The organism is Butyricicoccus faecihominis, assembly GCF_024462775.1.
GTDB lineage: Bacteria > Bacillota > Clostridia > Oscillospirales > Butyricicoccaceae > Agathobaculum > Agathobaculum faecihominis_A.
The window spans coordinates 25,177-49,094 of record NZ_JANGCE010000001.1; the positions used below are offsets into that span (position 1 = coordinate 25,177).

Annotated in this window: 20 protein-coding genes; 11 read left to right on the top strand and 9 right to left on the bottom strand. The window is 54.8% G+C overall.

What is annotated here, in order from left to right:
• Positions 1 to 2: 2 nt before the first annotated feature.
• Positions 3 to 1,709, top strand: coding sequence for a recombinase family protein (locus tag NE562_RS00140; protein ID WP_280960355.1), 1,707 nt, complete (start codon positions 3 to 5; stop codon positions 1,707 to 1,709).
• Between the two features lie 43 nt (positions 1,710 to 1,752).
• Here the strand turns inward: NE562_RS00140 and NE562_RS00145 are convergent, their stop codons facing one another.
• Positions 1,753 to 2,949, bottom strand: a complete 1,197-nt coding sequence (locus tag NE562_RS00145) for a polysaccharide deacetylase family protein (RefSeq protein WP_280960356.1) — start codon at positions 2,947 to 2,949, stop codon at positions 1,753 to 1,755.
• 247 nt (positions 2,950 to 3,196) lie between these two features.
• Between NE562_RS00145 and NE562_RS00150 the strand changes: the two genes are divergently transcribed.
• The 3 genes from NE562_RS00150 to NE562_RS00160 all read left to right on the top strand — a co-directional run bounded on the left by NE562_RS00150 (position 3,197) and on the right by NE562_RS00160 (position 9,388).
• The gene (locus NE562_RS00150) at positions 3,197 to 4,264 is read left to right on the top strand and encodes a branched-chain amino acid aminotransferase (RefSeq protein WP_280960357.1); all 1,068 of its coding nucleotides are present in this window, start codon (positions 3,197 to 3,199) and stop codon (positions 4,262 to 4,264) included.
• A 262-nt stretch (positions 4,265 to 4,526) separates the two neighbouring features.
• On the top strand, positions 4,527 to 5,414 hold the full coding sequence (locus NE562_RS00155; protein WP_280960358.1) for a hypothetical protein: 888 nt from the start codon (positions 4,527 to 4,529) through the stop codon (positions 5,412 to 5,414).
• Between the two features lie 32 nt (positions 5,415 to 5,446).
• The gene (locus NE562_RS00160; protein WP_280960359.1) at positions 5,447 to 9,388 is read left to right on the top strand and encodes an S-layer homology domain-containing protein; all 3,942 of its coding nucleotides are present in this window, start codon (positions 5,447 to 5,449) and stop codon (positions 9,386 to 9,388) included.
• A 47-nt stretch (positions 9,389 to 9,435) separates the two neighbouring features.
• On the opposite strand, the gene NE562_RS00165 is transcribed toward NE562_RS00160, so the two are convergent.
• From NE562_RS00165 to NE562_RS00180, 4 genes are all read right to left on the bottom strand, one after another.
• The gene (locus tag NE562_RS00165; protein ID WP_280960360.1) at positions 9,436 to 10,014 is read right to left on the bottom strand and encodes a hypothetical protein; all 579 of its coding nucleotides are present in this window, start codon (positions 10,012 to 10,014) and stop codon (positions 9,436 to 9,438) included.
• Positions 9,998 to 10,720, bottom strand: coding sequence for an ion transporter (locus tag NE562_RS00170; RefSeq protein ID WP_280960361.1), 723 nt, complete (start codon positions 10,718 to 10,720; stop codon positions 9,998 to 10,000). The genes NE562_RS00165 and NE562_RS00170 overlap by 17 nt, the downstream gene beginning before the upstream one ends.
• A 19-nt stretch (positions 10,721 to 10,739) precedes the next feature.
• A complete protein-coding gene (locus NE562_RS00175; protein WP_280960362.1) occupies positions 10,740 to 11,831 on the bottom strand; it encodes a hypothetical protein in 1,092 nt (363 codons plus the stop codon).
• A gap of 136 nt (positions 11,832 to 11,967) precedes the next feature.
• On the bottom strand, positions 11,968 to 12,486 hold the full coding sequence (locus tag NE562_RS00180) for a DUF1273 domain-containing protein (RefSeq protein WP_280960363.1): 519 nt from the start codon (positions 12,484 to 12,486) through the stop codon (positions 11,968 to 11,970).
• A 138-nt stretch (positions 12,487 to 12,624) separates the two neighbouring features.
• On the opposite strand from NE562_RS00180, the gene NE562_RS00185 reads away from it, so the two are divergent.
• The 7 genes from NE562_RS00185 (at position 12,625) to bilS (ending at position 18,575) form a co-directional block, all read left to right on the top strand.
• Positions 12,625 to 13,476, top strand: a complete 852-nt coding sequence (locus NE562_RS00185; protein ID WP_280960364.1) for a YihY/virulence factor BrkB family protein — start codon at positions 12,625 to 12,627, stop codon at positions 13,474 to 13,476.
• Between the two features lie 30 nt (positions 13,477 to 13,506).
• Entirely contained in the window at positions 13,507 to 14,133 is a 627-nt protein-coding gene (locus NE562_RS00190; RefSeq protein WP_280960365.1) for a flavodoxin family protein, read from the top strand.
• A 121-nt stretch (positions 14,134 to 14,254) separates the two neighbouring features.
• Positions 14,255 to 15,613 carry an MATE family efflux transporter gene (locus NE562_RS00195; RefSeq protein WP_280960366.1) on the top strand — a complete coding sequence of 453 codons (1,359 nt, stop codon included), beginning with the start codon at positions 14,255 to 14,257 and terminating at the stop codon, positions 15,611 to 15,613.
• Positions 15,614 to 15,723: 110 nt separating this feature from the next.
• The gene (locus tag NE562_RS00200; protein ID WP_280960367.1) at positions 15,724 to 15,921 is read left to right on the top strand and encodes a helix-turn-helix transcriptional regulator; all 198 of its coding nucleotides are present in this window, start codon (positions 15,724 to 15,726) and stop codon (positions 15,919 to 15,921) included.
• A 108-nt stretch (positions 15,922 to 16,029) separates the two neighbouring features.
• Complete coding sequence (locus NE562_RS00205; protein WP_280960368.1) at positions 16,030 to 16,539, top strand: DUF6773 family protein; 510 nt, start codon at positions 16,030 to 16,032, stop codon at positions 16,537 to 16,539.
• 148 nt (positions 16,540 to 16,687) lie between these two features.
• A complete protein-coding gene (locus NE562_RS00210; protein WP_280960369.1) occupies positions 16,688 to 18,055 on the top strand; it encodes a citrate/2-methylcitrate synthase in 1,368 nt (455 codons plus the stop codon).
• A gap of 16 nt (positions 18,056 to 18,071) precedes the next feature.
• Positions 18,072 to 18,575, top strand: coding sequence for a flavodoxin family protein BilS (gene bilS / locus NE562_RS00215; protein WP_280960370.1), 504 nt, complete (start codon positions 18,072 to 18,074; stop codon positions 18,573 to 18,575).
• A gap of 316 nt (positions 18,576 to 18,891) precedes the next feature.
• On the opposite strand, the gene dnaJ is transcribed toward bilS, so the two are convergent.
• The 4 genes from dnaJ to hrcA all read right to left on the bottom strand — a co-directional run bounded on the left by dnaJ (position 18,892) and on the right by hrcA (position 23,863).
• Positions 18,892 to 20,037 (bottom strand): molecular chaperone DnaJ, encoded by a 1,146-nt coding sequence (gene dnaJ / locus NE562_RS00220; protein WP_280960371.1) that lies wholly within the window; start codon positions 20,035 to 20,037, stop codon positions 18,892 to 18,894.
• Positions 20,038 to 20,205: 168 nt separating this feature from the next.
• A complete protein-coding gene (dnaK, locus tag NE562_RS00225) occupies positions 20,206 to 22,059 on the bottom strand; it encodes a molecular chaperone DnaK (protein WP_280960372.1) in 1,854 nt (617 codons plus the stop codon).
• 151 nt (positions 22,060 to 22,210) lie between these two features.
• A complete protein-coding gene (gene grpE / locus NE562_RS00230) occupies positions 22,211 to 22,807 on the bottom strand; it encodes a nucleotide exchange factor GrpE (RefSeq protein ID WP_280960373.1) in 597 nt (198 codons plus the stop codon).
• An 18-nt stretch (positions 22,808 to 22,825) separates the two neighbouring features.
• Positions 22,826 to 23,863, bottom strand: coding sequence for a heat-inducible transcriptional repressor HrcA (gene hrcA, locus NE562_RS00235; RefSeq protein WP_280960374.1), 1,038 nt, complete (start codon positions 23,861 to 23,863; stop codon positions 22,826 to 22,828).
• Positions 23,864 to 23,918 lie beyond the last annotated feature (55 nt).

Here is a 23,918-nt window from a genome sequence, read left to right on the forward strand (position 1 = left end):
CCATGGACGTCCGAATGATGGACGACATGCAGGCTGCGGGCCGCGGCATCTTCGATATGAAGATTGCCGTGGCCTACTACGCCCGTGTGTCGACCGAAAAAGATGAACAGCTGAACAGTCTGGACAATCAGCGACGCTATTATGAGGAGTACATCCGCAGCATCCCCAACTGGACGTTTGCGGGCGGGTATGTGGACGAGGGCATATCCGGCACCTCGGTAGCCAAGCGCGAGCGGTTCTTGAAGATGATTGAGGATGCCAAGGCCGGCGAATTCGACTTGATCATAACCAAGGAGATCAGCCGCTTCGCGCGCAACACGCTGGATAGTATCGGCTACACGCGTGAGCTGCTGCGGCACGGCGTCGGCGTGTATTTTCAGAACGATAACATCAATACCTTTGATAAGGATGCCGAGCTGCGGCTGACCATCATGTCCTCGATCGCGCAGGACGAGGTGCGCAAGCTTTCCGAGCGTACGCGTTTCGGTTTCAAGCGGGCGCAGGAGAACAGCGTGCTGCTCGGACAGAACAATCTTTACGGCTATAATAAGGCAGACGGACGACTTGAGATCGTCGAGTCCGAGGCCTCGGTGGTGCGCGAGGTGTTTGAACGGTATGTGGCCGGCGATCTGGGGCTGCGGGCGATCGCAAACGACTTGGACAGCCGCGGCATTTTGGGCAAGCAGGGCAGGCCAATCACGTATTCCACGCTGTACGGCATGATCCGGAACCCCAAATACAAGGGCTTTTACGCCGGGCGGCGCTATGCGACCCGCGATTACCGGGACGGTCGCACCTATCGGCTGGGTGAGGACAAGTGGATCGTGCACGAGGACGAGCGGGTGCCCGCCATTGTACCGGAGCCGCTCTGGGAGCAAGCCAACCGCCTGCTGGCCAGCCGGGGAAAGACGATGAAGCGGCACGCGCAAGCGTCACAGAACCGGTACGCCTATAGCGGAAAGCTGATTTGCGCCAAGCACGGCACGACCTTTCACCGGCACGTGTATAAAAGCAAGCGCAGGGGAGAAACAGAGTGCTGGAACTGCAAGCTGTACCGGCTCAAGGGCAAAGCGGGCGGCTGTGATTCCCCGACGGTTTACAGCAGCGAGCTGGACCGTATTTTGGAAAAGGTGTTTGAAAAGGTCGCGACGGAAAAAAACGCCGCCATGCAGGAATATATCGACGACTTGCGGCTGTACGCCTCCCGGCAGGATCATGGCGAAGAGCTGGAGAAGCTGGAGCAGGAGATAACGGCTCTGTCCAACAAAAAAGAAAAGCTGCTCGAGCTGACGTTGGCAGGCGCGCTGACCAACGAGGAATTTGGGCGCCGCAACGAGCAGTACAATGAAATGCTGAGCGAGCTGGAGACGAAGAAAAGCCGACTGTCGAACGCGGGGAAAACGATTGAGGAGCGCATTCATCGTATCGAGCAGTTGGCCAAGACGATCGAAGAGCAGTGGAAGAAGAACTGCGGCTTTTCCCGCGAGATGTCTAAGGCGCTGGTCGACCATATCGTGGTGGACGCGGACGAGACCAATACAAAGATATATCTTGAGATCCACTTGTCCATGGACAAAACGTACGAGGTGGAATATGAAAAGCCGAAAAAGAAAAATAACGTCATTTCGTTTGAGGAGTTCCACATCTCGCAGGCGCAGGTAAGCCGTCTGGAAAAGGGTGCGATCGATCGCATCCGCAAGCAGATATAAAAGTAGTGCCTTGCAAACCGGCTGGTTTGCAAGGCACTTGTTGTCACCGGATATCCGAGATCAAATTAATTGGCGAGGTGTTCAGCGTCACACGCGAGGAGGGGATGCCCTGCCGCAGCATGTAAGCGGAAAGGGACTGCACCGCACTGGCTGTGGAAGCGCTGTGACGAAGGCGCAGCACAACGGTCGCGTTTGTCGCGGCGAAGCGCTGGGCCGTTACGGCGTAGGTCATCGGTGCGGACTGGGTGGAATCGCCGGAGTCCATCGTCGAATCCCACAGGCGGTAGCCGGCGGCGATGATCGCGTCGCGCTGGGCCGCGGTCAGTTTGTTGCAGCCGTCCGCGTTGGAAAAGATGCGAGTGTTGACGCCGGTCAGAAAGGCCAGCTGTTTGTTGGCTGCCGTTAGACGTTCCACCAGTTCGTCGGGCGCTACGGAAGGCTCGGCGTACAGCAGCAGCGCGGCGGTGTGTCCCTCGCCTACGATGCGGCGCACCGTGTCGCTCGACCAAGCGGCCGTGTCGGTGGAGAGGAAGAAGGTCGCAAGCCGGCCCGCGCCGTGCAGCGCATCCAATGTTTGCGGGGTGTACTGTGTCGTCGGCCCGAAAAAGGTGAGATAAACTCGCCCGGGCTTTTGCGTGGGCTTTTCCTCCACCGGGGGAATGGGCGGCTCGACCGGTTTGTCGGACGGCTTTTGGGTGTTGCCGCCGTTATTCGGCGTGTCGGGCGAGGTGGGAACGCCCTTGTAGGCGTTGATCGCGCGTTCGATATCGCCCGAGGCCGAGCTTGCAAATTCACTGTCGCTCTGCGAAGCGCCGTCCGTCACGCGCAGCACCGTTTCGCCATAGGCGGAAAAGGTGGAGTATGTCAGTCCAAACTTGCCGCAGCAAAGTTTGACAGGCACGTAAACCGTACCGTTCATCGAATAGGCGGGGGAATCGTAGCTGTTCATATATTGATCGTATACATAGCCCTCATCCGGCGAAAAGGAGAGGGTCTCGCCACCGGAGGAGAGATTCAGCACCCCTTCTTCCGAGGAACTGGAAACACCCAGCTGCGTGAATACGTCGTATGGCACGTACAGTTCGCCGCCAAGGCGGGCGGGCATGGTGCCCTCGCTGACGGGAAGCAGGGTGTCGTTCACGGCGGTCAGCGTCAGCGCGCCGGCGGAGGGAGGCAATAAAGGAAGAACCAGCGCCGCGCAGAGGAGGACGCCAAGTATCCGGGTCAGCAACCGTTTCATAGCGGCGCTCCTTTCCAAAGAAAATAACCGATAACAGTATACCAAAAAATTCGCTCTTTGTCACGCGCCGTATGAAAAACGCCTTGCTTTATCCTGCAAAAGTGGTATAATAGCCGCAAGCGACTATTATACAGGCATTCAAATAATTATACCACCAGCGGCACCTACGGAGCAATAAACCCTTGCGTATATCAACCGCTGTGGTATAATAAAAACGAACAAAATAAAACGGAAAGAGTGAACCGCTATGCTGTCCATCAAGACCCAGCTGACCACCAGCAAGAAACAAAAGCCGGATGAATCGAACCTTGGATTCGGTATTTACTATACCGATCATATGCTCATCGTCGATCACGATGAGGACAAGGGCTGGCACGATGCACGCATCGTCCCCTATGCGCCGCTGCAACTCGACCCCGCCGCCATGACGCTGCACTACGCCATGGAATCGTTTGAGGGTATGAAGGCCTACCGCACGCCGTCGGGCGAGATTCAGCTTTTCCGTCCCGATAAAAACGCGGAACGCATGATGAATACGAACCACCGTATGTGCCTGCCCAGCCTGCCGGTCGATGATTTCGTTCAGGCCGTCAAGGCGATTGTTGAAACAGAAAAGGATTGGGTGCCGCACGCGGAAGGCACCAGCCTGTACATCCGCCCCTTTGTCATTGCGACCGAGCCGCATCTGGGCGTGCGTCCGTCCAAAACGCACCAGTTTATTATCATCTGCTCGCCCGTCGGCGCTTATTACTCCACCGGCATCAACCCGGTCAAGATCTTTGTGGAGGACGAATACACCCGTGCCTGTCCCGGCGGCACCGGCTTTACCAAGTGCGGCGGCAACTATGCGGCCAGCTTGATTTCGCAGGTCAAGGCGCACGACCTTGGCTATGAGCAGACCCTGTGGCTAGACGGTGTGGAGCATAAGTATGTGGAGGAAGTCGGTTCGATGAACTGCTTCTTCAAAATCGACGGCACGGTCTACACCGCGCCCTGTGTCGGCACCGTGCTGCCCGGCGTTACCCGCATGAGTTGTATCGAGCTGCTGAAGCACTGGGGCATCCCGGTCTCCGAGGAGCGCCTGCCCATCGCCATGGTGATGGAGGCTTCGCAAAACGGCAAGCTGGAAGAGGTATTCGGCACCGGCACGGCGGCGGTTATCTCGCCGGTCGGCGAACTGCGCTACGAAGATCAGGTCGCCTACATCAACGGCGGCAAGATCGGCCCTGTTACCCAGAAGCTGTACGATACCCTGACCGGCGTGCAATGGGGCAACCTCCCCGACGAGCTTGGCTGGACGGTCAAGGTGGACTGATTTTGTAATAATAGTGCTTATTCAAAGAGGGCTGAACAAATTTTTTTGTTCGGTCCTTTTTGCTTCTGGTATTATTTTCTTTATTATTTACAATTTCGCAAAATAACGTGACAACTGTCTAAAAAAAGCGTATAATTTTCTAAGAAAAATGTACAGATTAATTGGAATGAACAAGTTATTTTTATTGGTTTAGTACAGTGTATTAAAAAATGCTTAGAGAATAAATGCACTGATGTGTAAATGCCGCCGGGAGGAATCGCTTATGAAAAAACGATTAAAAGAAGTTCTCGCATGGATTCTTTCTATCACGATGCTGTGTGCCATATGCCCGCCGATGTATGCGGCGGCTGCAAACGGCGATGAAATAGTAGCGTATGATACGGAGATCATGGTGGAAGGGAACGCGGTAAGTAAGACGGGAATCCAATTAGCGATCAATAAACAACTGGAGGATTATAGCGCTACAAATCCGGCAGGCGCTGTACGACTGGTTCTGAATCCAACTGATAATATAGTCGTCATTAACAATTCATTGAGTGATATTACCTACATAAATGTACCGACGGATAAAGGAATCACATCCTTTACCATTACCACGACCAAAGAGGGAGCTACATCAGAAGATCCTGTAAAATTATTTGTTGAGATGGGCAGTGGAGCAAATGTTTTTGCAAACGGCATTCCGCTGGTCGTTACGGGCCCAATTATTGTAAACGGCGACATTTACGGCGGCAGCGATGGGAAGGATATTCAAAAAAACACTTCCATTGTATATAACGGCGCCACATCATCTATGAATAACCGCAGGATTGGCAGGACTTCTATTTATGGCGGTGGTCTCAACAGCACGATAGATGGATCGACCTACATTGAAATTCGATCGTCGCAAGCAGCAGCGCAGTCCGGATCAGGTTTTTCAGTGCATGGCGGCGGTAATGTGACAGAAAAGGAAAAAACGGCAAATGTAACGGGAGACACAAACATTGATCTATATGCCCCTGTGTTTGTTGTAAATGGCGGCGGCTATGTGAGCGACGGCGGAACGGCTAATGTTTTCGGCGACACACATATTAACATTTTAAGCGGGGCTGACGTATACAAATTTGCATGGGTGGGGGGTATGCAAGCAATGGTGGTACGGAAAGCGTAACCTCTACGGCAAATGTAGTTGGTACCTGCTATATGACGATCGATACTGATATTAAACAAAAAGCCTATGATGGCGATTACATTATTGGCGGCGGATGGGTGAACGGCTTTTACGCAGGTGATGACGAGACTAGCGCGGCATTCGCGGACGTCGGCGGCGTGGATCTGCGGGTCAGCGGGAATATATCAACCAATACAGAGTCCAATACAGACCGATGTATTATTGGCGGCGGTCGTGTGGAGGGCCGTAACGAAGCAAAACCAAACGAAGATGGCAGCAAGGATGTTTGGCGGGCCAATGTAAACGGAGACGTTACGATTCATATCGCAAATGGAAAGACGGTTAATAATGCACTGTTTTGCGGTGGGAATGCGGCAAACGGAACTAGCAATGTACTGGGCACGGTTAAAGCTACGATAGGGAATAACGTATCCCTTGGCGGTATTATTGGCGGCGGTGTGGTGGACTACCTAACAAAGTACATAGCTAGCGCTGATGTTGGACAAGTTGATATTACGTTGGGAGATAACGTTGTTTGCAAAAAAACAACAGGTACTTCTTCTCTTGGCCGGTTTGTTGGCGGCGGATGGATTATGCCGCTGAGGTACACGCCCGAGAACGCGCATGCAAATGTAAAAAACGGTATCTCCACACAAATAGGTGACAGCTTTTCATGTGCGGGGAACTTTATTGGAGGCGGTCAGGCGGCGCAAAAGAACACAACGGCAACGGTAGGCAGCGGGACGCAGTCTGCAACAGTATCAACTAAATTCAGTGGCTCTGGAAATTCGTTAGGCCTAAATGGCTATTATTATGGCGCTGGATATGCGAGCGCTGAAAATTCCAATGCTTCGGTTTATGGCAACGTAAGTACGGAATTCAGTCAGGTACAAAATTCAAACTGGATTTGGGGCGGAGGCCACGCAACGGCTTCTAATGCGACTGCTGCCATAAACGGTAACGTTTGCATAACGATAAAGCAAAGCAAAATGTTGGCGGTGACTATCACAGGCGGATGGGGCGTTGGTGCTGCTGTTACTGGAAAATCACAGTTAAATATTATGGATTCGACTGTTGATACCGCATATGGCGGTGGATATGGCGGTGCAAGTGCGCAGGATACAGAGATTAATATTGATAAATCAACTATTAAAGTTGCACTGCGTGGCGGTGGTTGGGCATCGAATGTAAATGATGTAGCAATTAACGCACATGATTCAAAGATACCCCGATTATGCGGCGGAGGCTATGGCGCGTCGGTCACACAATCTGCGGTCTTAACTATAACAGGGGACACTTCGCTTCTGACGTGGGCAGAGGATAATGCGAAACTGACAAATGGTCTTACGGTGAATGTTGGTGATGGCGCGACAGAAACAAACGCGGCGATCGCTTACTTATATGATTCGGATATTCCTACTGTTCATGTTGCAGATAAGGCGAAATTAGTTTGTGATGATACAGGAAATGTACTGTTTTGGAACACCGGTAACCTACAACTTGATAAGAACGGCTCTGTGGCTTTAAGCTCCGATAATGAGAAGATTTATGGGAGCTTCGCGGGAGGTGGAACTCTCCTGATGAATGCCGGAAAACAACTTACAATCGGCGGCAAGGTTACCGGAGAAACAACAGTAAGAATAGACGGCACAATCACCCTTGGTCAAACCTATATCACCGCCGCGGCAGACAGCGTTGGTGATTTTGTGCTGGATTCCGACACCTTTTTTCTAAAAAGGCTGCAGGAAAGCGGCAAGACTATTTGGAAAACTGCAGAAGGCGTAAAGCTGACCGCCACAGCGGGCGAACACGGTGCGGTTTCGCCCTCCGGCACCTTTACGGTGGAAAAAGGCGCGGAGCAAACCTTTACCATTACCCCGGACAGCGGTTATAAAATCGCCAAGGTCACGCTGGATGGCGTGGACGTGACAGATCAGGTTTCGGGCGGCAGGTATGTCCTAACCGCCGATCAGGCGAAAGCCTTAAACGTTACCTTTGCTGAAAATACGCAGTATGTCACCATTGCCGCAACCGCCGGATCGAACGGCAGCATTGCGCCTTCGGGTATGATTCAGGTGGAACAGGATACGGAAAAAACCTTTACCTTCCTGCCGGACAGCGGCTTTAAGGTAGCCAGTGTGACGCTTGACGGTAAAGACGTGACAGCAAGCGTTACGAACAATACCTATACCATTAACGCCGATACTGATCATACGATAGCTGTTTCGTTCGAGCCGGTCGTACACAGCATTACAGTCACCGCGCAAGCGGGCGAGCACGGTACTGTGGAGCCGGCGGGCGATATCGAGGTAGAGCAGGGAACGCCTCAGTCGTTTACTTTCAAGCCAGATCCCGGCTATAAAGTAGAGACTGCGTGGATAGAAAATGACGATGTGACAAAATACCTGCAAAATAATATATACACCTTCTCACCAGACACGGATTGTCATCTTATGGTTACTTTTGAGAAAATGAAAGCGCCGGATTTGGAGGATAAAATAGAAAACCTGCCTCTATTACCGGAGGATGCGGTGCCGGACGAAGTGCAGCAGGAAAGTATTCTGGACACCAAGCTGGACTACGAAGCAATGGAAGAGGGCGATAAAGCCGGAATAGAGGACGAAACGGTTGAAAAGCTGAATGACGCACTGGCTAAACTGCCCGAAATCAATGTGAAGCAGAATATACAGGCGGCGGCGAATTTGCCGGATGCCAATATGGTGCTTCAAAACATGGTGTTTGAGGAAGCGCAGGCAATTAAGCAGGGCGACATCTCCGAATATAATATTATTTTGGAGGTAAAGCCGGCAGATACGCTGACCGAGTCCCAGCAAACGGAAATTCTTAAAAAAGCGGAGTCTGCCGGTGTCACAGTCGGACGGGTACATGACGTAACAGTGAAAAAGGAAATTATCCGTAAGAATACAGGTGATAAAACCGTTCAACCGCTTACTTCGCTAAGACGTCAGATCACACTCGTTTTCAACGTGTCCGATTTACCGGCGCCAACAGGGGTAGAGCGTCGCTGGTCAGTCTTGGCGGTGCACGGAGCCACTGGCGCGCTTACGACCGAGCTGTTGTATGACCTAGACAGTGACCCCAACACAGTGACGGTGCAAAGCGATAAGTTTTCGCTTTATTCGCTGGTCTATCAGGATATTGAACCCAGCCATTCGAGCGGTACAACCTACTATACCATTACCGCTTCCGCAGGTACCGGCGGCTCTATTAGCCCTAAAGGCTCGCTACGAGTGGCGCGGGGCGGTAGCCGTACCTTTACCATTACGCCGGATACGGGCTATGAAGTTGCCGATGTGAAGGTGGATGGAGCCAGCGTTGGAGAAGTGAACACCTATACCTTTGATCGGGTGACAAAGGGACATACCATTGTAGCAGCGTTCAGGCAGGCCGAACACGATAAGCTGCCTTTCACTGACGTCGGCGCCTCCGACTGGTTCCACGACAGCGTGCAATATATGTACGGAAGCGGTCTGATGGGCGGCACTTCGGATACAGAATTTTCGCCGCAGGCAGATACGACGCGCGGCATGATCGCAACCATCTTGTGGCGGCTTACCGGTAAGCCGTCCGTAAAGGACACGTCCTTTACGGACATTCCTTTTTTTGCTTACTATGCGGACGCCGTTGCGTGGGCGGCGAAATATGGCGTAGTAAAGGGATATGACGAAAATACCTTTGCACCGGACGATTTCATCACCCGTGAACAGCTTGCCGCCATGCTGTATCGATACGCGGGCAGCCCAACAGTGGAACAGCGCGATATGCTGCTGGCACAGTACCATGATAGCGGCAATATATCACGATACGCTGTTAGCGCAGTCGCGTGGACGATTGAGCAAGGCATTATCACCGGAAAAGGGGACGGCATCCTCGACCCAAAGGGTCACGCGACCCGGGCGGAAACGGCCGCGATACTTACTCGGTATATACAAAAACGGGAGAAAATAGTTTAAAGCACACATAAAAGCCCGCTCCGATTGGAGCGGGCTTTTGTTTCTGGTCACGCCTCCGCAGGAGGATATTTAAACGAATGGGGGGAAACACGGTACAGTACCGCGACAAGAGCGGCGGTGGCAAGCGTATCGTAGAACTTGATCACGAACACGCCGAATAGGCAGGAGAGCGCCTGCGGCAAGCCCCACGCGGCGGCGATGTCCATATAGTGGACCTCCCACGTGCTGGTGGAAACACCGCCGCTGAGCAGCAGCGTCAACACCGTCGACAGCAGGGTGGATACAATCAGCACGAGCGCGATCGCGGGCAAAACCCTGTTCCGTCGGATTTTGCCGCCGTTTGGCTCGCGGATCATCAGGCCGACAATCAGCGCGACCGCCGCCGAGATGCAGTAGTAAAACAGCGAAGAGGTGCCGGTAAGAAAAATGGCGAGGAAGAAGTTGTTTGCCAGACCGACGATCAGGCCGGCGGTCGGCTCCAACAGCAAGGCGGCGAGCGCCGTGCCGGTCACATCCAGCCACACCGGCAGGTGCAGGTTGCCCGAAACCTCGCTGAGCACCATGTTCAGCACGACGCACAGCACCATGACGACCGCGTAGCGCGTTTTATTATTCCACTTCGTCATCCTGTTTCGCCTCCCTCTGCTTGTTTTCGCTTTCCAGCTGCGACATAAAGCCGGCCGTTACAACGCCGGCGGGCAGCGCGATGATCGCCACGCCGAACAGGGAGGAGATCATGCTGATGAGCTGGCCGACATGCGTAACCGGATAAATATCGCCATAGCCCACCGTGGTGAGCGCGGTGGTAGCCCAGTAAAGCGCATGAAAGAAGTTTTCAAACGTATCCGGCTCGTAGCAGAACATGGCGAGCGCGGAAATAAAGATATACGCCAGCGCAATGATGAGCACGCTGCCGAGCGTCTTTTTTTCGCGCTTAAAAACGTTGGCGATATAGATAAAGTTTTTAGAATATTGCAGCGCACGGTAAAGGCGCAGCATGCGCAGGATGCGGAACTGCGGCCCGAGTACCGCGAGCGAGGGAAGAATGGCGGCCAGCTCAATGATGGCAAGGGGCGTGACCGGATAAAGGACGAACGACCACGGCGAAGCCTTGCCGCGTCGAAAATCGTGCGTTACCCAGCGGAAGATGTAATCCGCGAACAGGATATAAACGGTAACCAGATCGATCCGGTCGAGGAACGGATTCGTGCCCTTGAATAAAAGCGGAACGATACTGATAAGCGCAACGACCGTGATGAAGATATCGTATGCGTGACTGAGCCGGTCGCCCTGATCCGCGTGCTCGACGATTTCATAAATGCGTTTACGCATGATGGCGTTGGCGCCTCCCTTAAATCATATAGGCGCAAATCGGCAGCAGCAGATGGCCGACCAGCGTGAAGAACAGGATCGTCGTAAAGATGATGCGGCCGAAGTACTGGGCAAATTCCCGATCCTCGAATTTATTGCGGATGCGGTTGATGTTTATGACCGCGAGCGCGACGATGATGATGGTATACACGCCCCACATGTTGATGAATTCCAACAAGCCCATTTCAAGTGCGTCCGGCAGCAGGTTGGCGCCGACCATGATGTTGGATACCGTGCCGAACAGAGCGGCCGGGATCATACCCAGCGGATCGACATAGTGGAAGGTGCAGATGAACAGCGTGATGAGCACCCAAAGCGTTGTGCCGAACAGCGCGATGATGCACTTAATATACAGGCCGATGCTGGAACGGTTCAGTTCCAACGCGGTGACATGCTCGGCTGTGATGATCGGATCGGCCAGCTCGGGATCGCCATGGGTCGAATCGTACTCGTTATAGAAAACGCCCGTGTCGTACCGGCGGATATCGAAGCCCGCGATAGACATATTGCCGTTCAGGCCGCTGTTTTCTTTATCCGCGACAAAAATCACATCCTGCGCGGGATAGTTGCTTTCCAAATAGCAGCGCAGCTGGTGGGATTCCAATGGGAAACGGCAGGTCCAGTAGTTTTTTGTGACCGTTACATCCATGCGGACAAGCTGGTAATGCTCGTTTCCCTCGTGATATTCTTTGAGCATTTCGGTCTTGTTGATCGTGCCCTTATACACATGGAAATTGCTTGCCATGTCGAGCGCCTGATCGCCCTGCCACTTAAACCATACCTGCATGACGAGCCGGTAGGAGGAGTTTTTGATCGATACCTCTTTCAGGTTTTCGATATAGGTGCCGACGGATACCTGCACCGCGTCCGCGCCGCGTGATTCCACCTTGTCCAGCACGGCTTCGTTCGTGGTTAGCGCGTCTGTCCAATACTTGTCCTCGCCCGCGCGGTCGCGGTACAGCCGAACCGAGCAAATAGATAGGTAAACCACCGAAACGACAACAACGAAAATAAAGCAGAACAACAGACGGCTTTTCTGCCATTTTTTCATGTCCTTAAAACGATAGCCCATGTTTAGATTTCCCCTTTTTTCTCTTTCGTAATATCTTCTATTTTACTAAATTGTGAACACAATGTAAATAACACCTACGTGATGCAAATAGCCAGTTGTGTGAAAAAAGGAGAAAATAGGAACTTTTTGCGAAAAATTAATGAGAAATCAGCGAAAGCTGCTCCTCCGCCAAATTGTCGATCAGCAGCCCTGCTTTTTGCGCCATACGGACGGTTTGGGCCGTGCCGCCGGGCAGACCGTCATAGTAGCAGATCAGCCGGGCGGAGGCTTCCACCATGAAGCGGTTGCGCGCGGCGTAGCAGCCCGCATGGTACGCGCGGGAAAGCGTGTACACTTCATCGGCGTAGACGAGCGCTTGGTTATAGGCTTTTTTCCAAAAGGGCGCAAAAGCGCGGGCCTGATCGTCGAACGGGATAGCGCAGCAAAGGCGAAGCGGCAAGGCTTTTTTCGCTTCCAAAACGGCCATTGCCGCCCATAGGTCAAAGCCGGTGCTCATGCCGGTAAAAAAGCGCGTGCATCCGCGCTGGTGCGCCCGCGCGACCGCGTCCGCCAGCTTTTTTTTCAGCGCCTCCGCTTCGGGGGCATCCGCGCCGAAAGGCATTTTTTCGATTCGATAGCCGGAAAAGCAACAGGTGATCGGCCGAAGGTCTTGCATAGCGCACCTCACGAAAACGAACATTCGTTCTATTTTGTTATAGTATACGCCAAATGGTGGGAAAACGCAAGTTGTAAATCACGCGAAAAACTGGTACAATAACGGTAACACACGCAGGGGGAAAGGAGGCGCGGCTGGTTGAACGGACAAAATCGTTTGGTATATCTGATCAAGCGCATGGTTTACCGCTATTTTGGGGACGGCATTCCGCAGGCTGCGGCTGAGCTTTCTTATTTTTTGCTCTTTTCTCTGGCCCCGCTCCTCATGTTCATCAACTCGCTGCTCGCCCAGCTCCACCTGTCGATGGACGGCATTCAGCCGATCTTGCAGATGCTGCCGCAAAGCCTGAACAGCCTAATCGAATCCTATTTGGAACAGCTCCGGCAGCAGCCCGCGGTCAGCCCGATGATCATCGGTATCGTGCTCACGCTGTATTTTCTCTCGCGCGCCGTGCGTTCGATGATGCGCACGGTGAACGATATTTACCATATCGAAGTCAAGCGCGGCATGGTCATGGATGTTCTTATTTCCTTTGGGATCACGGCGGGCTTTTTGATTTCGGTGGTCGTCAGCTTTGTTTTGGTCGTTGCGGGGCGCACGCTGCTGCGTCTGCTGCCTGTTTACCTGCCCATTCCCGAAGCCGTGCTCGGCCTGACGCATGACGCGAGCTTCTGGGTGATGATCGCTTTCATTTTCGGCTTTTTACTGCTGTTTAACCGCGTGGTGCCAAACCTGTATTTAAAATTCCGCGAGGTCTGGCCCGGCGCGCTGTTTTCGCTGCTGGCTTGGCTGTTGGTTTCCTGGGCGTTTTCATTCTACGTGGATAATATGGCGCGCTACTCGGTGCTGTACGGCTCGCTTGGCGCGATCATCGTGCTGATGCTTTGGCTCTATCTGGTCAGCATGATCCTGCTGATGGGCCCGCAGCTCAACCACACGCTGGTCGTCATGCGGCTATATCGCATTGAAACCGGAAGACAGAAGCAATAAAAAGAGATAAATTTTGAGGAGGAAAAAGATATGAAGGTAGTAGCAATCAATGGGTCCCCGCGTAAGGGCGGCAACTGCGCGCAGTGTTTGGAGGTCATGGCTCAGGTTTTCGAGCGCGAGGGGATCGAGTTCGAGGTCGTGCAGCCCGGCGCAAAAGTACATCCCTGTCTCGCGTGCTATCACTGTCTGGATAACGGAACGCTGCGCTGTATCCAGAACGACGACAGTGTGAACGAAGTGATTGAAAAGTGCATCGCGGCGGACGGCATCGTGCTCGCGTCGCCCGTGTATCACGGCGGCATCGCGGGCAATATGAAGTGCATCCTCGACCGGCTGATGCTGGCCGCGGGCTGCGGCGAAAACCAACTGCATCATAAGGTGGGCGCGGCGCTTGTCACGCTGCGGCGCTCGGGCGGTATGGAGACCTACCAGCAGCTGCTCGGCACGATGGACGCGATGGAAATGGTGCTGGTCACCTCCGATTACTGGAACGCCGTGCATGGCGCCGATCCCGGCGAGGTACTGGAAGATACCGAGGGCATGGACGTGGTCGAACATCTGGCAGAAAACATCGCGTGGCTTTTAAAGGTCATGGATAAGGCGGGCATCGCGCCGCCGGCGGCGCATCACCGCACGATGACCAACTTCATCCGGTAAGCATGCAAAAAGAGGCGCATAGGCGCCTCTTTTTTTGTGGAAAACGCGCGCTTCGCAGAAGGGCCGGCACGTGCTATAATGATGCTTGCAACGTTTTTGAAAAGAGGATGAGACCCCGCTTATGACCAAGTCGATGACACAGGGCAGCCCCGCCAAGCTGGTGCTGCTCTTTACTTTGCCCCTGCTTGCGGGCAACCTGTTCCAGCAGTTCTATAATATGATGGACACGCTGATCGTGGGCCGCGCGATCGATGTGAGCGCGCTGGCCGCGGTCGGCTGCACGGGCAGCATCATGTTCCTGATCATTGGCTTTGTGCAGGGCCTTACGACCGGGCTTTCCATCGTTACGGCCCAGCGCTTCGGCGCGGGCGACGCGGACGGCGTGCGGCGCAGCTTTGCGGCGTGCATCGTGATCTGTGTGCTGGTCACCGCCGTGCTGACCGGGATCAGCGTGCCCTTTGCGCGCCCCATTCTGGAATTCATGCGCACACCGGCGGATATCATCGATCAGGCCTATGCCTATATCGTCGTTATTTACATCGGCACGGGCGCGGCCATGCTCTTTAACCTGTTGTCCAATATCATCCGCGCGCTGGGGGATAGCCGTACGCCGCTTTACTTCCTAATCATCGCGAGCATTTTGAATGTTGCGCTCGATCTGGCGTTTATCCTATGGCTGCATATGGGCGTTGCGGGCGCGGCTTGGGCAACCGTGATCGCGCAGCTTGTCTCCGGCCTTTTGTGTGTAATCTATATCGTGAAAAAGTTCCCTGCGCTGCATCTGCGGCGCGAGGACTTCCGTTTAACGGGCGAGGAGCTGGCGCGGCACGCGGGCATTGGCCTGCCGATGGGCTTTCAGGCTTCGATCATCGGCATAGGCGTTATCATTTTACAGTTTGTGCTCAACGGCTTCGGCTCTGTTTCGGTCGCGGCGTTTACCGCCGCGCAAAAGATCGAGCAAATCTTTGGCGCGCCGCTATCGTCCTTCGGCATGACCATGGCGACCTATGCCGCGCAAAACTACGGCGCGGGCCGCGTAGACCGTATCAAGCGGGGCGTGCGGTCGTGCGCTTACATGTCGGTGGGGTATTCGCTTGCTGTGCTTGCGGTCAATCTGTTGTTTGGCGGGCCGCTCGCGGGCGTATTCGTCGGTAAGGAGGCGACCGAGGTCATCTCCATGGCCGCGCTCTACCTGCGCATAACGGGGCTGTTCTACCCGACGCTGTCGCTGCTGTATATCTATCGGTACACGCTGCAAGGGCTGGGGCAGGGCGTGGTGCCAACCATCGCCGGCATCATGGAGCTGGTGATGCGTGCGCTCGGCGTGATGCTGCTTGCCGGGCCGTTCGGCTTCGGCGGCATCTGCGTGGCCTATGCGCTGGCATGGCCGGGCTCCATGACTCCTTTGCTCATCGCGTATCTGATCACCATGCACCGACTCGGCTTCGCCGGGCCGCGCGGCGGAACCCCGCACGAATAAGGACCAAAGGCTCTCACTTTCTGAGAGCCTTTTTTATCAAACAAAATGCAATATATACTTGACATAATGAAAGATAAAGATTATACTGTAATCAACAAAGAGGTGATGGCATGAAAAATAAAAAGCTGAAGCTGGCGCGGGTGGAAAAGGATATGTCGCAGGCGGATCTGGCGGAAGCGGTCGGCGTCACGCGGCAAACCATCGGCTTGATCGAAGCGGGCGGCTATAATCCGACGCTTCACCTTTGCATTGCGATCTGTAAAGTACTCGATCGAACACTGGATGAATTATTTTGGGAGGAAGCTTAAAATGAAAAAGTTACACGCATTGATGAAGGACGAACAACTGGCGGATTTCATGGCGATCGTAGCATTGGTCGTCGCGCTGCTGAATGTTTTGTAAGGGGGAGAAACACAATGAAGCTGATCCATAAACCGACCGATGAGCGCGTCGCGCAAGAGGTCAACCGAATCTACAAAATCGGGTACTATGTATTTACCTTTGGCATTCTGCTCGATATGCTATTGCAGGCGATCAAATATACAGAGGGCTCCGGACAGTTCAGCTGGGTGGAGTTTGGCGTATTCATGCTGGCGCAGATTGTTTGCGTCGTAATGCAGTGGCGGAATGGCCTGATGGATGATAACGCCTTTGCCGAATCGGACCGCTTTCCACTGCGCCATTACCTGTTCACGGCGCTGGGCGCGGGGGCGATAGCCGCCATCTTGCTCACTGTGCTGCGCGTGCGGCAATTCGTACCCGTGGAGGGCGGTTCAAGCGTTATGTTTGGCCTATCCGTCGCATTTTTCATCTCAATTTGCATACCGACAGCCCTTGCCACTCTGGTGATCTACTATATTTCCTTCCGCATGGCCCGTCGCCGCCGCGAACAAAAGGTGCAGGAGCTTGAGGAGGACGAAGAATAATTATACACCAATATGGTAAAGTGGTGATATGTTGAAAAAGTTTACAGTTTATTCACGGTTTGTTACCGAAATAAAGTTGAAGCGGACCGCCCTTTTCCGGTAAAATAATACTATCGAGTAATTCACGAACCGGGAAAGGGAGGAAGTTATGACAGCAGGACACGATGTTTTGGAAGTGACCCCGCGCGTGGAAGCTTTGGCTGCGCTCTGCAAGAGCAACAGCACCATTGCCCCCGCGCTATATAAGGAATTCGACGTCAAACGCGGGCTGCGCGACCTAAACGGCGAGGGGGTGCTCGCCGGACTGACCAATATATCCGATATTATTTCCAAGAAAATGGTGGATGGAAAGCTGGTCCCCTGCGATGGCGAGCTGTACTATCGCGGCATCAATATCAACGATCTGGTACAGGGCTTTATGAAGGACGGCCGCAAGGGCTACGAGGAGACCGCATACCTGCTCCTGTTTGGCGAGCTGCCCGATGTGCGCCGCTTATCAGATTTTAAAAGCCTACTGGCGCAGGGGCGCACGCTGCCTACCAACTTTACGCGCGATGTGGTGATGAAAGCGCCCACGCACGATATGATGAACAGTCTGTCCCGCAGCGTTTTAACGCTCGCCTCGTATGATTCGACGGCGGACGACATCAGCCTGCCCAACGTGCTGCGCCAGTGCCTGATGCTGATCTCGGTGTTTCCGATGCTGGCGGTATATTCCTATCATGCCTATAACCATTATGAATGCGGCGGCAGCATGTACATTCATTATCCGTCGGACAGCCTTTCCACGGCGAGCAATTTCCTGCGCATGCTGCGGCCGGATATGAGCTATTCGCCGCTGGAATCCAAGGTGTTGGATCTGGCGCTTGTGCTGCATATGGAGCACGGCGGCGGTAATAATTCTTCCTTTACCACGCACGTGGTGTCTTCGTCCGGCACGGACACATATTCCGCGATCTCGGCGGCGCTCGGCTCGCTCAAGGGACCCAAGCACGGCGGCGCGAATTTCAAGGTCGTGCAAATGTTTGAGGACCTCAAGCGCAATGTAACCGATACGACGGATGAAGAAGCCGTGGCGGGCTATCTGCGCGCGCTGCTGCGCCGCGAAGCGTTTGATAAGAAGGGCTTGATCTACGGCATGGGCCACGCGGTCTATTCCATTTCCGACCCACGCGCGCGCGTGTTCAAATCCTTTGTCGGCCAGCTCGCGAAGGAGAAGGGAAGGGATCAGGATTTCGCCCTTTATTCGCTGGTTGAGCGGCTCGCGCCCGAAGTCATCGCGCAGGAGCGTCATATCTACAAGGGCGTTTCCGCGAACGTGGATTTTTATTCGGGCTTTGTTTATTCGATGCTCGCGCTGCCGCCCGAGCTGTACACGCCGGTGTTCGCGATCGCGCGCATCGTCGGTTGGAGCGCGCACCGGCTGGAAGAGCTGATCAACGCGGACAAGATTATTCGCCCGGCATACCGCTGCGTCCAGCAGCCCGCGCATTATATGGATCTCAGCACACGCTGAAAGAAGGCCTTTTCTCATGCAATATTCGATCGTTTTCAGCAGCCGTACCGGCAATACCGCCGTACTGGCTGAAGCGTTAAAAGACTGCCTGCCGGAAGCGGGCCGCGTTTTCTTTGGCCCGCCGGGGGAGGAAGCGTTATCCGCCTCCCTCCTTTGCGTTGGTTTCTGGACGGATAAGGGCCTGTGCGACGAGCAGACCGCGTTTTTTCTCGGCAAGCTGCATGGCAAGCAGGTCGCGCTGTTCGGTACCGCCGGCTTTGGCGGGGAACAGGGCTACTTTGATTCTATCCTCGCGCGGACAAAAACGCAGCTTCCGGCGGATAACATTCTGCTGCCCGGCTTTATGTGTCAGGGAAAAATGCAGCCCGCCGTGCGGGAGCGGTATGAAGCCATGCTGCGGCAAAGCCCCGGCGATAAACGCATGACCGACATGATCGAAAATTTTGACCGCGCGCTAACCCATCCGAATCAGGCGGATCTTGCCCGTCTTCGGGAATGGGCCGCCGCCTTACCCCTATAAAAGAATAAAAAGGGGCTGAAAATAAGTTCTCACAAATGAATAGAAAACTGTTGCAAAGCGAAGAATGCTACCAATTTTGTCATTCTGAGGAGCGAAGCGACGAAGAATCTCGTGCCAACGCGCGGAAGTTACGCTGGGAACGCGCGTTCGCGCGAGATTCTTCACTTCGTTCAGAATGACATTTGGGTACTCTTCTATTTTGCAACAGTTTTTTTACAGCCCCTTGCTATTCAAGCTTCACGTATATAAAATGCGGATATAGAAAAGAAAAAGACGCCTTACCGCGGCAATCATGCGGTAAAGCGCCTTTTGTGTTTTACATTTCCTTGAAAGCGTCCTTGACTTTATCCCAAAAACCCTTGCGCTGAGCCTGATTTTCATCCGTTGTGTTTTCCTCGAACTCGCGCAGCAGTTTTTTCTGCTTTTCAGATAGGTTTTTCGGCACTTCAATATTGACGCGAACGTATTGATCGCCGCGCCCGCGTCCGTTCAGGTTTTGAATGCCCTTGCCTTTCATGCGGAACACGGTGGCGGTCTGCGTGCCTTCGGGGATTTTGTATTCGATGCGTCCGTCGATCGTCGGCACTTGCAGCGTATCACCCAGCGCCGCCTGTGTAAAGGAGATCGGGATCTCGCAGATGACGTTGGAGCCGTCGCGCGAGAAGACCGGATGCGGGCGGATGCCTACCGTGACGAGCAAATCGCCCGCCGGGCCGCCGTTAACGCCCGCGTTGCCCTGACCGCGCAGCTGGATGGACTGGCCGTCGTCGATACCGGCGGGTATGGTAACGTTCAGCTTGCGGTTTTTACGCAGCCGTCCCGCGCCGCTGCACTTGGTGCAGGGGGTGCGGATGATTTTGCCCGTGCCGCGGCAGTTGGGGCAAGCCGCCTGTGTTTGAAACATGCCGAGCGGCGTGCGCTGGGTCTGCGTGACCGAGCCGGTGCCGTGACAGTTCGGGCAGGACTCCGCGCTGGTGCCCTTCTTCGCGCCCGAGCCGCCGCATTCATCACAGGTCTCGATCCGGTCTATGGAAATTTCTTTTTCACAGCCAAAGGCGGCTTCCTCAAAGGAAAGCATCACACTCTGGCGGATGGATTCGCCGCGCTGCGGCGCGTTGCGGCGCTGGGAAGAGCGCCCGCCGAAGCCGCCGCCGAAGAACGAGCCGAACAGATCGCCGAGGTCGCCCATATCGAAGCCGCCAAAGCCCGCGCCCGCGCCGCCTCCATAACTGGGATCGACGCCCGCGAAGCCGAATTGGTCGTATTTCGAGCGCTTGTCCTTGTCGGAGAGCACCTCGTAAGCCTCGTTCAGTTCCTTAAATTTTTCGTCGGCCTCCGGGTTGTCTTGGTTCAGATCCGGGTGGTATTTCTTGGCGAGGCGGCGGTGCGCTTTCTTGATTTCTTCATCGCTCGCGCCTTTTTGGACACCGAGCACCTCATAGTAATCTCTTTTGTCAGCCATATCATCATTCCTCTATACAAGGGGATAGGCGCGCCGGAGCGCGCCCTCGAAATTGGTAATTAGTAATGAGTAATTAGGAATTGAGGAGCGCCGCCGCAGGCGGCGAAATCAATCTCGCCGTACTGCGTGCGGATCCACAATTACTAACTGCTAATTTCTAATTACTAATTATTTGTTATCGTCGTCCTTCACTTCGGTGAAATCAGCGTCCACAAAATCGCCCTGCGGGCCCGCGCCCGGCTGGCCGCCCATGTTCGGATTACCGCCCATGTTGGGGTCGCCCTGCGGCGCCTGCTGCTGATAGATCTTGCTGGCCAGTTCGCCGAACTTCTGGGAAAGGGAATCGGACGCCATCTTGATCATCTCGTTATCAGTGCCCTTAAGCGCTTCCTTGACCTTGTCGATCTCGGCCTGCACGGTGGTCTTTTCCTCGGCGGAGAGCTTATCGCCCAGATCGGTCAGCGCCTTTTCGGACTGGAACACCAGCTGTTCGGCGCTGTTGCGGGTCTCCACCGCTTCCTTGTTCTTCTTATCCTGCTCGGCGAACTGCTCGGCCTCGTGCATGGCTTTGTCGATCTCGTCCTGCGAAAGGTTGGAGGAAGCCGTGATTGTGATCTTCTGCTCCTTGCCGGTGCCGAGGTCCTTGGCGGATACATTGACGATGCCGTTCGCGTCGATATCAAAGGTTACTTCGATCTGCGGCACGCCGCGCGGCGCGGGGGCGATACCGTCCAGACTGAACTTGCCCAGCGTCTTGTTGCCGGCGGCCATTTCGCGCTCGCCCTGCAGCACGTGGATCTCAACGGAGGGCTGGTTATCGGCCGCGGTGGAGAAGGTCTGGCTCTTCTTGGTCGGGATGGTGGTGTTGCGTTCGATCAGCTTGGTGCACACGCCGCCCAGCGTTTCAATGCCGAGGGACAGCGGGCAAACGTCAAGCAGCAGCACGTCCTTGACTTCGCCGCCCAGCACGCCCGCCTGAATGGCGGCGCCGATGGCAACGCATTCGTCCGGGTTGATGCCCTTAAAGCCGTCCTTGCCGGTGATGCCCTTTACGGCGTCCTGCACGGCGGGGATGCGGCTGGAGCCGCCCACGAGCAACACCTTCGCCAGATCACCGGAGGACAGGCCGGCGTCCGACATGGCCTGACGCACCGGGCCCATGGTCGCTTCGACCAGATCGGCGGTCAGCTCGTTGAACTTGGCGCGGGTCAGCGTTAATTCGAGGTGCTTGGGGCCGGTCGCGTCGGCCGTGATATACGGCTGGTTGATCGAGGTCTGCGCCATGCCGGAAAGCTCGATCTTGGCCTTTTCCGCGGCTTCCTTCAGGCGCTGCATGGCCATCTTGTCGCCGGAAAGGTCGATGCCGTTGGATTTCTTAAATTCCGCGACGATCCAGTCCATAATACGCTTGTCAAAGTCGTCGCCGCCCAGACGGTTGTTGCCCGCGGTGGCCAGCACTTCGAGCACGCCGTCGCCGATGTCGAGGATGGAAACGTCGAACGTACCGCCGCCAAGGTCGTATACCATGACCTTCTGCTCGGTCTCCTTATCCACGCCATAAGCCAGCGCGGCAGCGGTCGGCTCGTTGATGATGCGCAGCACGTCAAGGCCCGCGATCTTGCCCGCGTCCTTGGTGGCCTGACGCTGGGAGTCGGTAAAGTAAGCGGGAACGGTGATGACCGCCTGCGAAACCGTGGCGCCCAAATAAGCTTCCGCGTCCGCCTTCAGCTTTTGCAGGATCATCGCGGAAACTTCCTGCGGGGAATACTGCTTATCATCGATGCTTACGCGGTAGTTCGTGCCCATTTCGCGCTTGATGGAGCTAATGGTGCGGTCCGCGTTGGTCACGGCCTGACGCTTTGCTACCTGACCGGCCATGCGCTCGCCGTCCTTAGAAAACGCGACGACCGAAGGGGTCGTGCGCGCGCCTTCCGCGTTAGGGATAACGACGGCTTCGCCGCCCTCCATGACCGCCACGCAAGAGTTTGTGGTGCCAAGGTCGATACCAATGATTTTGCCCATGATTATTGCACTCCTTATAGTTAAGATTCTTGATTGATAAAGTGAATTTGTAATTAGTAGTTAGTAATTAGTAATCATGGTGCGGCTGTAAGCCGCTTATCAAATATCCGCGCTCCGCGCGGAACCGCAATTCCTAATTTCTAACTCCTAATTAATTTGCGACTTTGACCATCGAATGGCGAATGACATGGTCGCCGATCTGGAAGCCCTGCTGGAACGCCTCGGCGATCACATTTTCCGCAAACGCCTCGTCCTCAATATGCATGACGGCGTTGTGCAGGTTGGGATCGAACGGGGTGCCGGGCGCTGCCTCAATTACGGTGACGTTCAGGCCCTTTAGGCTTTCTACCAGCTGGGTCATGGTCATTTCAACGCCTTTTTTATATTCAGCGTCCGTGGTCTCGGCCTTAACGGCGCGTTCCAAATTGTCGTAGGTCGGCAGCAGCGCCTTCACCGCGTGCGAGACCGCGTCTGCGTGGATGCGATCGCGTTCGCGCTGGCTGCGCTTGCGGAAGTTGTCGTACTCCGCCGCCATGCGCAAATACCGGTCGTTCAGGTCGTCGAACTTAGCCTTGAGGTCGTCGTCCGGAACTTTAGCGGCTTCGGCTTCCGGGGCGGTCTCGGCTTGCGCTTCGGGTTCGGTCTGTTCAGCTTCGGCTTCAGCGGCCTTGGTATTCTCGGTTTCTACCTCGCTGCTTTCCGTCGTCTGCTCCTGCGCAGCAGCTTCCGGCTTCTTTTTCTTGCTCATGTTGATTTGATGCCTCCGTTATTCTTTTTCATCCAAAAAGGTTTCGGCGATCAGCTTGTTCAGGCCCTTCGCAAAGCGGGAAAGGCGGGCGGAAAGCGTGGCATAGTCCATGCGCGTCGGGCCGACGATGCCGATCGCACCTTGGCCGATCTTACCGATATCGTATTTTGCGTAAATGGCAGAGGTTTCGCTCATTGGGTTTTCACCGTTTTCCGGGCCGATGAAAATTTGCACGCCGTCGATCTTGCGGGCGACCGGCAGCAGATGCGTGTCGTCGTCCATGTAATCGAGCAGGGTCTGCGCTTTTTTCAGATCCCGGTATTCGGGGTAGTGCAGCAGCTTGGTCGCGCCTTCTAAATAAACGCGCTGGCTGCCCAGCTCTTCAATCAGCTCGGCGATGTATTCGGCCACCGGCGCAAGCAGGGCGGACAGCCCGGCGGCGCGGCGGACAATATCGAACCGTTCGGCGGTGATATGGGAAAGCGGCAGGCCGGTCAAGGTTTGGTTGAGCACGTAGGTCAGCAGTTCGGCTTCATCCGCGGTCACATCGGCCAGCGTGCGCACCATTTTGTTTTTTACCGTACCGGATTCCGTCACAACGACGATAACGAAATTCAGCTTATCCACCGCGATGATCTCAAAACGGCGAATGGCGGTTTGCGTCATCGCGGGCGTGATCGCGACCGACGCATAATCCGTAAGGTTGGAAATCAGCTTGCCGGCCTCTTGAATCAGGCGGTCCAGCTCCTTCACCTTGTGCTGCATCATGCGCTGAAACGGCATTTCGTCGGTGTCCGGCGCGTCTTCCATGCGGGTCATCAGCTCATCCACGTACAGGCGGTAACCCAAAGCGGAGGGGATGCGGCCCGCCGAAGTATGCGGCTTTTCGAGGAAGCCCAGCTCCTCCAGCTCGCTCATCTCGTTTCGGATGGTGGCGGAGGAGAAGGGGAGCTCATGCCCGGCGGCCAGAGTTTTGGATCCGACCGGTTCGGCTGTGCGGATATAATCGCCGATGATGGCCTTCAGGATCTGTTTTTTGCGTTCGGAAAGCTCCATGCGGCGTCGCTCCTTTTTTGTGTTTAGCACTCATCTCCCTCGAGTGCTAAAACTA

What these genes read in the sequence shown, in the direction of transcription:
- NE562_RS00140 (WP_280960355.1), top strand. Translation starts at nt 3, where the DNA reads ATGGACGTCCGAATGATGGACGACATGCAGGCTGCGGGCCGCGGCATC.
- NE562_RS00145 (WP_280960356.1), bottom strand. Translation starts at nt 2,949, where the DNA reads ATGAAACGGTTGCTGACCCGGATACTTGGCGTCCTCCTCTGCGCGGCG.
- NE562_RS00150 (WP_280960357.1), top strand. Translation starts at nt 3,197, where the DNA reads ATGCTGTCCATCAAGACCCAGCTGACCACCAGCAAGAAACAAAAGCCG.
- NE562_RS00155 (WP_280960358.1), top strand. Translation starts at nt 4,527, where the DNA reads ATGAAAAAACGATTAAAAGAAGTTCTCGCATGGATTCTTTCTATCACG.
- NE562_RS00160 (WP_280960359.1), top strand. Translation starts at nt 5,447, where the DNA reads ATGACGATCGATACTGATATTAAACAAAAAGCCTATGATGGCGATTAC.
- NE562_RS00165 (WP_280960360.1), bottom strand. Translation starts at nt 10,014, where the DNA reads ATGACGAAGTGGAATAATAAAACGCGCTACGCGGTCGTCATGGTGCTG.
- NE562_RS00170 (WP_280960361.1), bottom strand. Translation starts at nt 10,720, where the DNA reads ATGCGTAAACGCATTTATGAAATCGTCGAGCACGCGGATCAGGGCGAC.
- NE562_RS00175 (WP_280960362.1), bottom strand. Translation starts at nt 11,831, where the DNA reads ATGGGCTATCGTTTTAAGGACATGAAAAAATGGCAGAAAAGCCGTCTG.
- NE562_RS00180 (WP_280960363.1), bottom strand. Translation starts at nt 12,486, where the DNA reads ATGCAAGACCTTCGGCCGATCACCTGTTGCTTTTCCGGCTATCGAATC.
- NE562_RS00190 (WP_280960365.1), top strand. Translation starts at nt 13,507, where the DNA reads ATGAAGGTAGTAGCAATCAATGGGTCCCCGCGTAAGGGCGGCAACTGC.
- NE562_RS00195 (WP_280960366.1), top strand. Translation starts at nt 14,255, where the DNA reads ATGACCAAGTCGATGACACAGGGCAGCCCCGCCAAGCTGGTGCTGCTC.
- NE562_RS00200 (WP_280960367.1), top strand. Translation starts at nt 15,724, where the DNA reads ATGAAAAATAAAAAGCTGAAGCTGGCGCGGGTGGAAAAGGATATGTCG.
- NE562_RS00205 (WP_280960368.1), top strand. Translation starts at nt 16,030, where the DNA reads ATGAAGCTGATCCATAAACCGACCGATGAGCGCGTCGCGCAAGAGGTC.
- NE562_RS00210 (WP_280960369.1), top strand. Translation starts at nt 16,688, where the DNA reads ATGACAGCAGGACACGATGTTTTGGAAGTGACCCCGCGCGTGGAAGCT.
- bilS (WP_280960370.1), top strand. Translation starts at nt 18,072, where the DNA reads ATGCAATATTCGATCGTTTTCAGCAGCCGTACCGGCAATACCGCCGTA.
- dnaJ (WP_280960371.1), bottom strand. Translation starts at nt 20,037, where the DNA reads ATGGCTGACAAAAGAGATTACTATGAGGTGCTCGGTGTCCAAAAAGGC.
- dnaK (WP_280960372.1), bottom strand. Translation starts at nt 22,059, where the DNA reads ATGGGCAAAATCATTGGTATCGACCTTGGCACCACAAACTCTTGCGTG.
- grpE (WP_280960373.1), bottom strand. Translation starts at nt 22,807, where the DNA reads ATGAGCAAGAAAAAGAAGCCGGAAGCTGCTGCGCAGGAGCAGACGACG.
- hrcA (WP_280960374.1), bottom strand. Translation starts at nt 23,863, where the DNA reads ATGGAGCTTTCCGAACGCAAAAAACAGATCCTGAAGGCCATCATCGGC.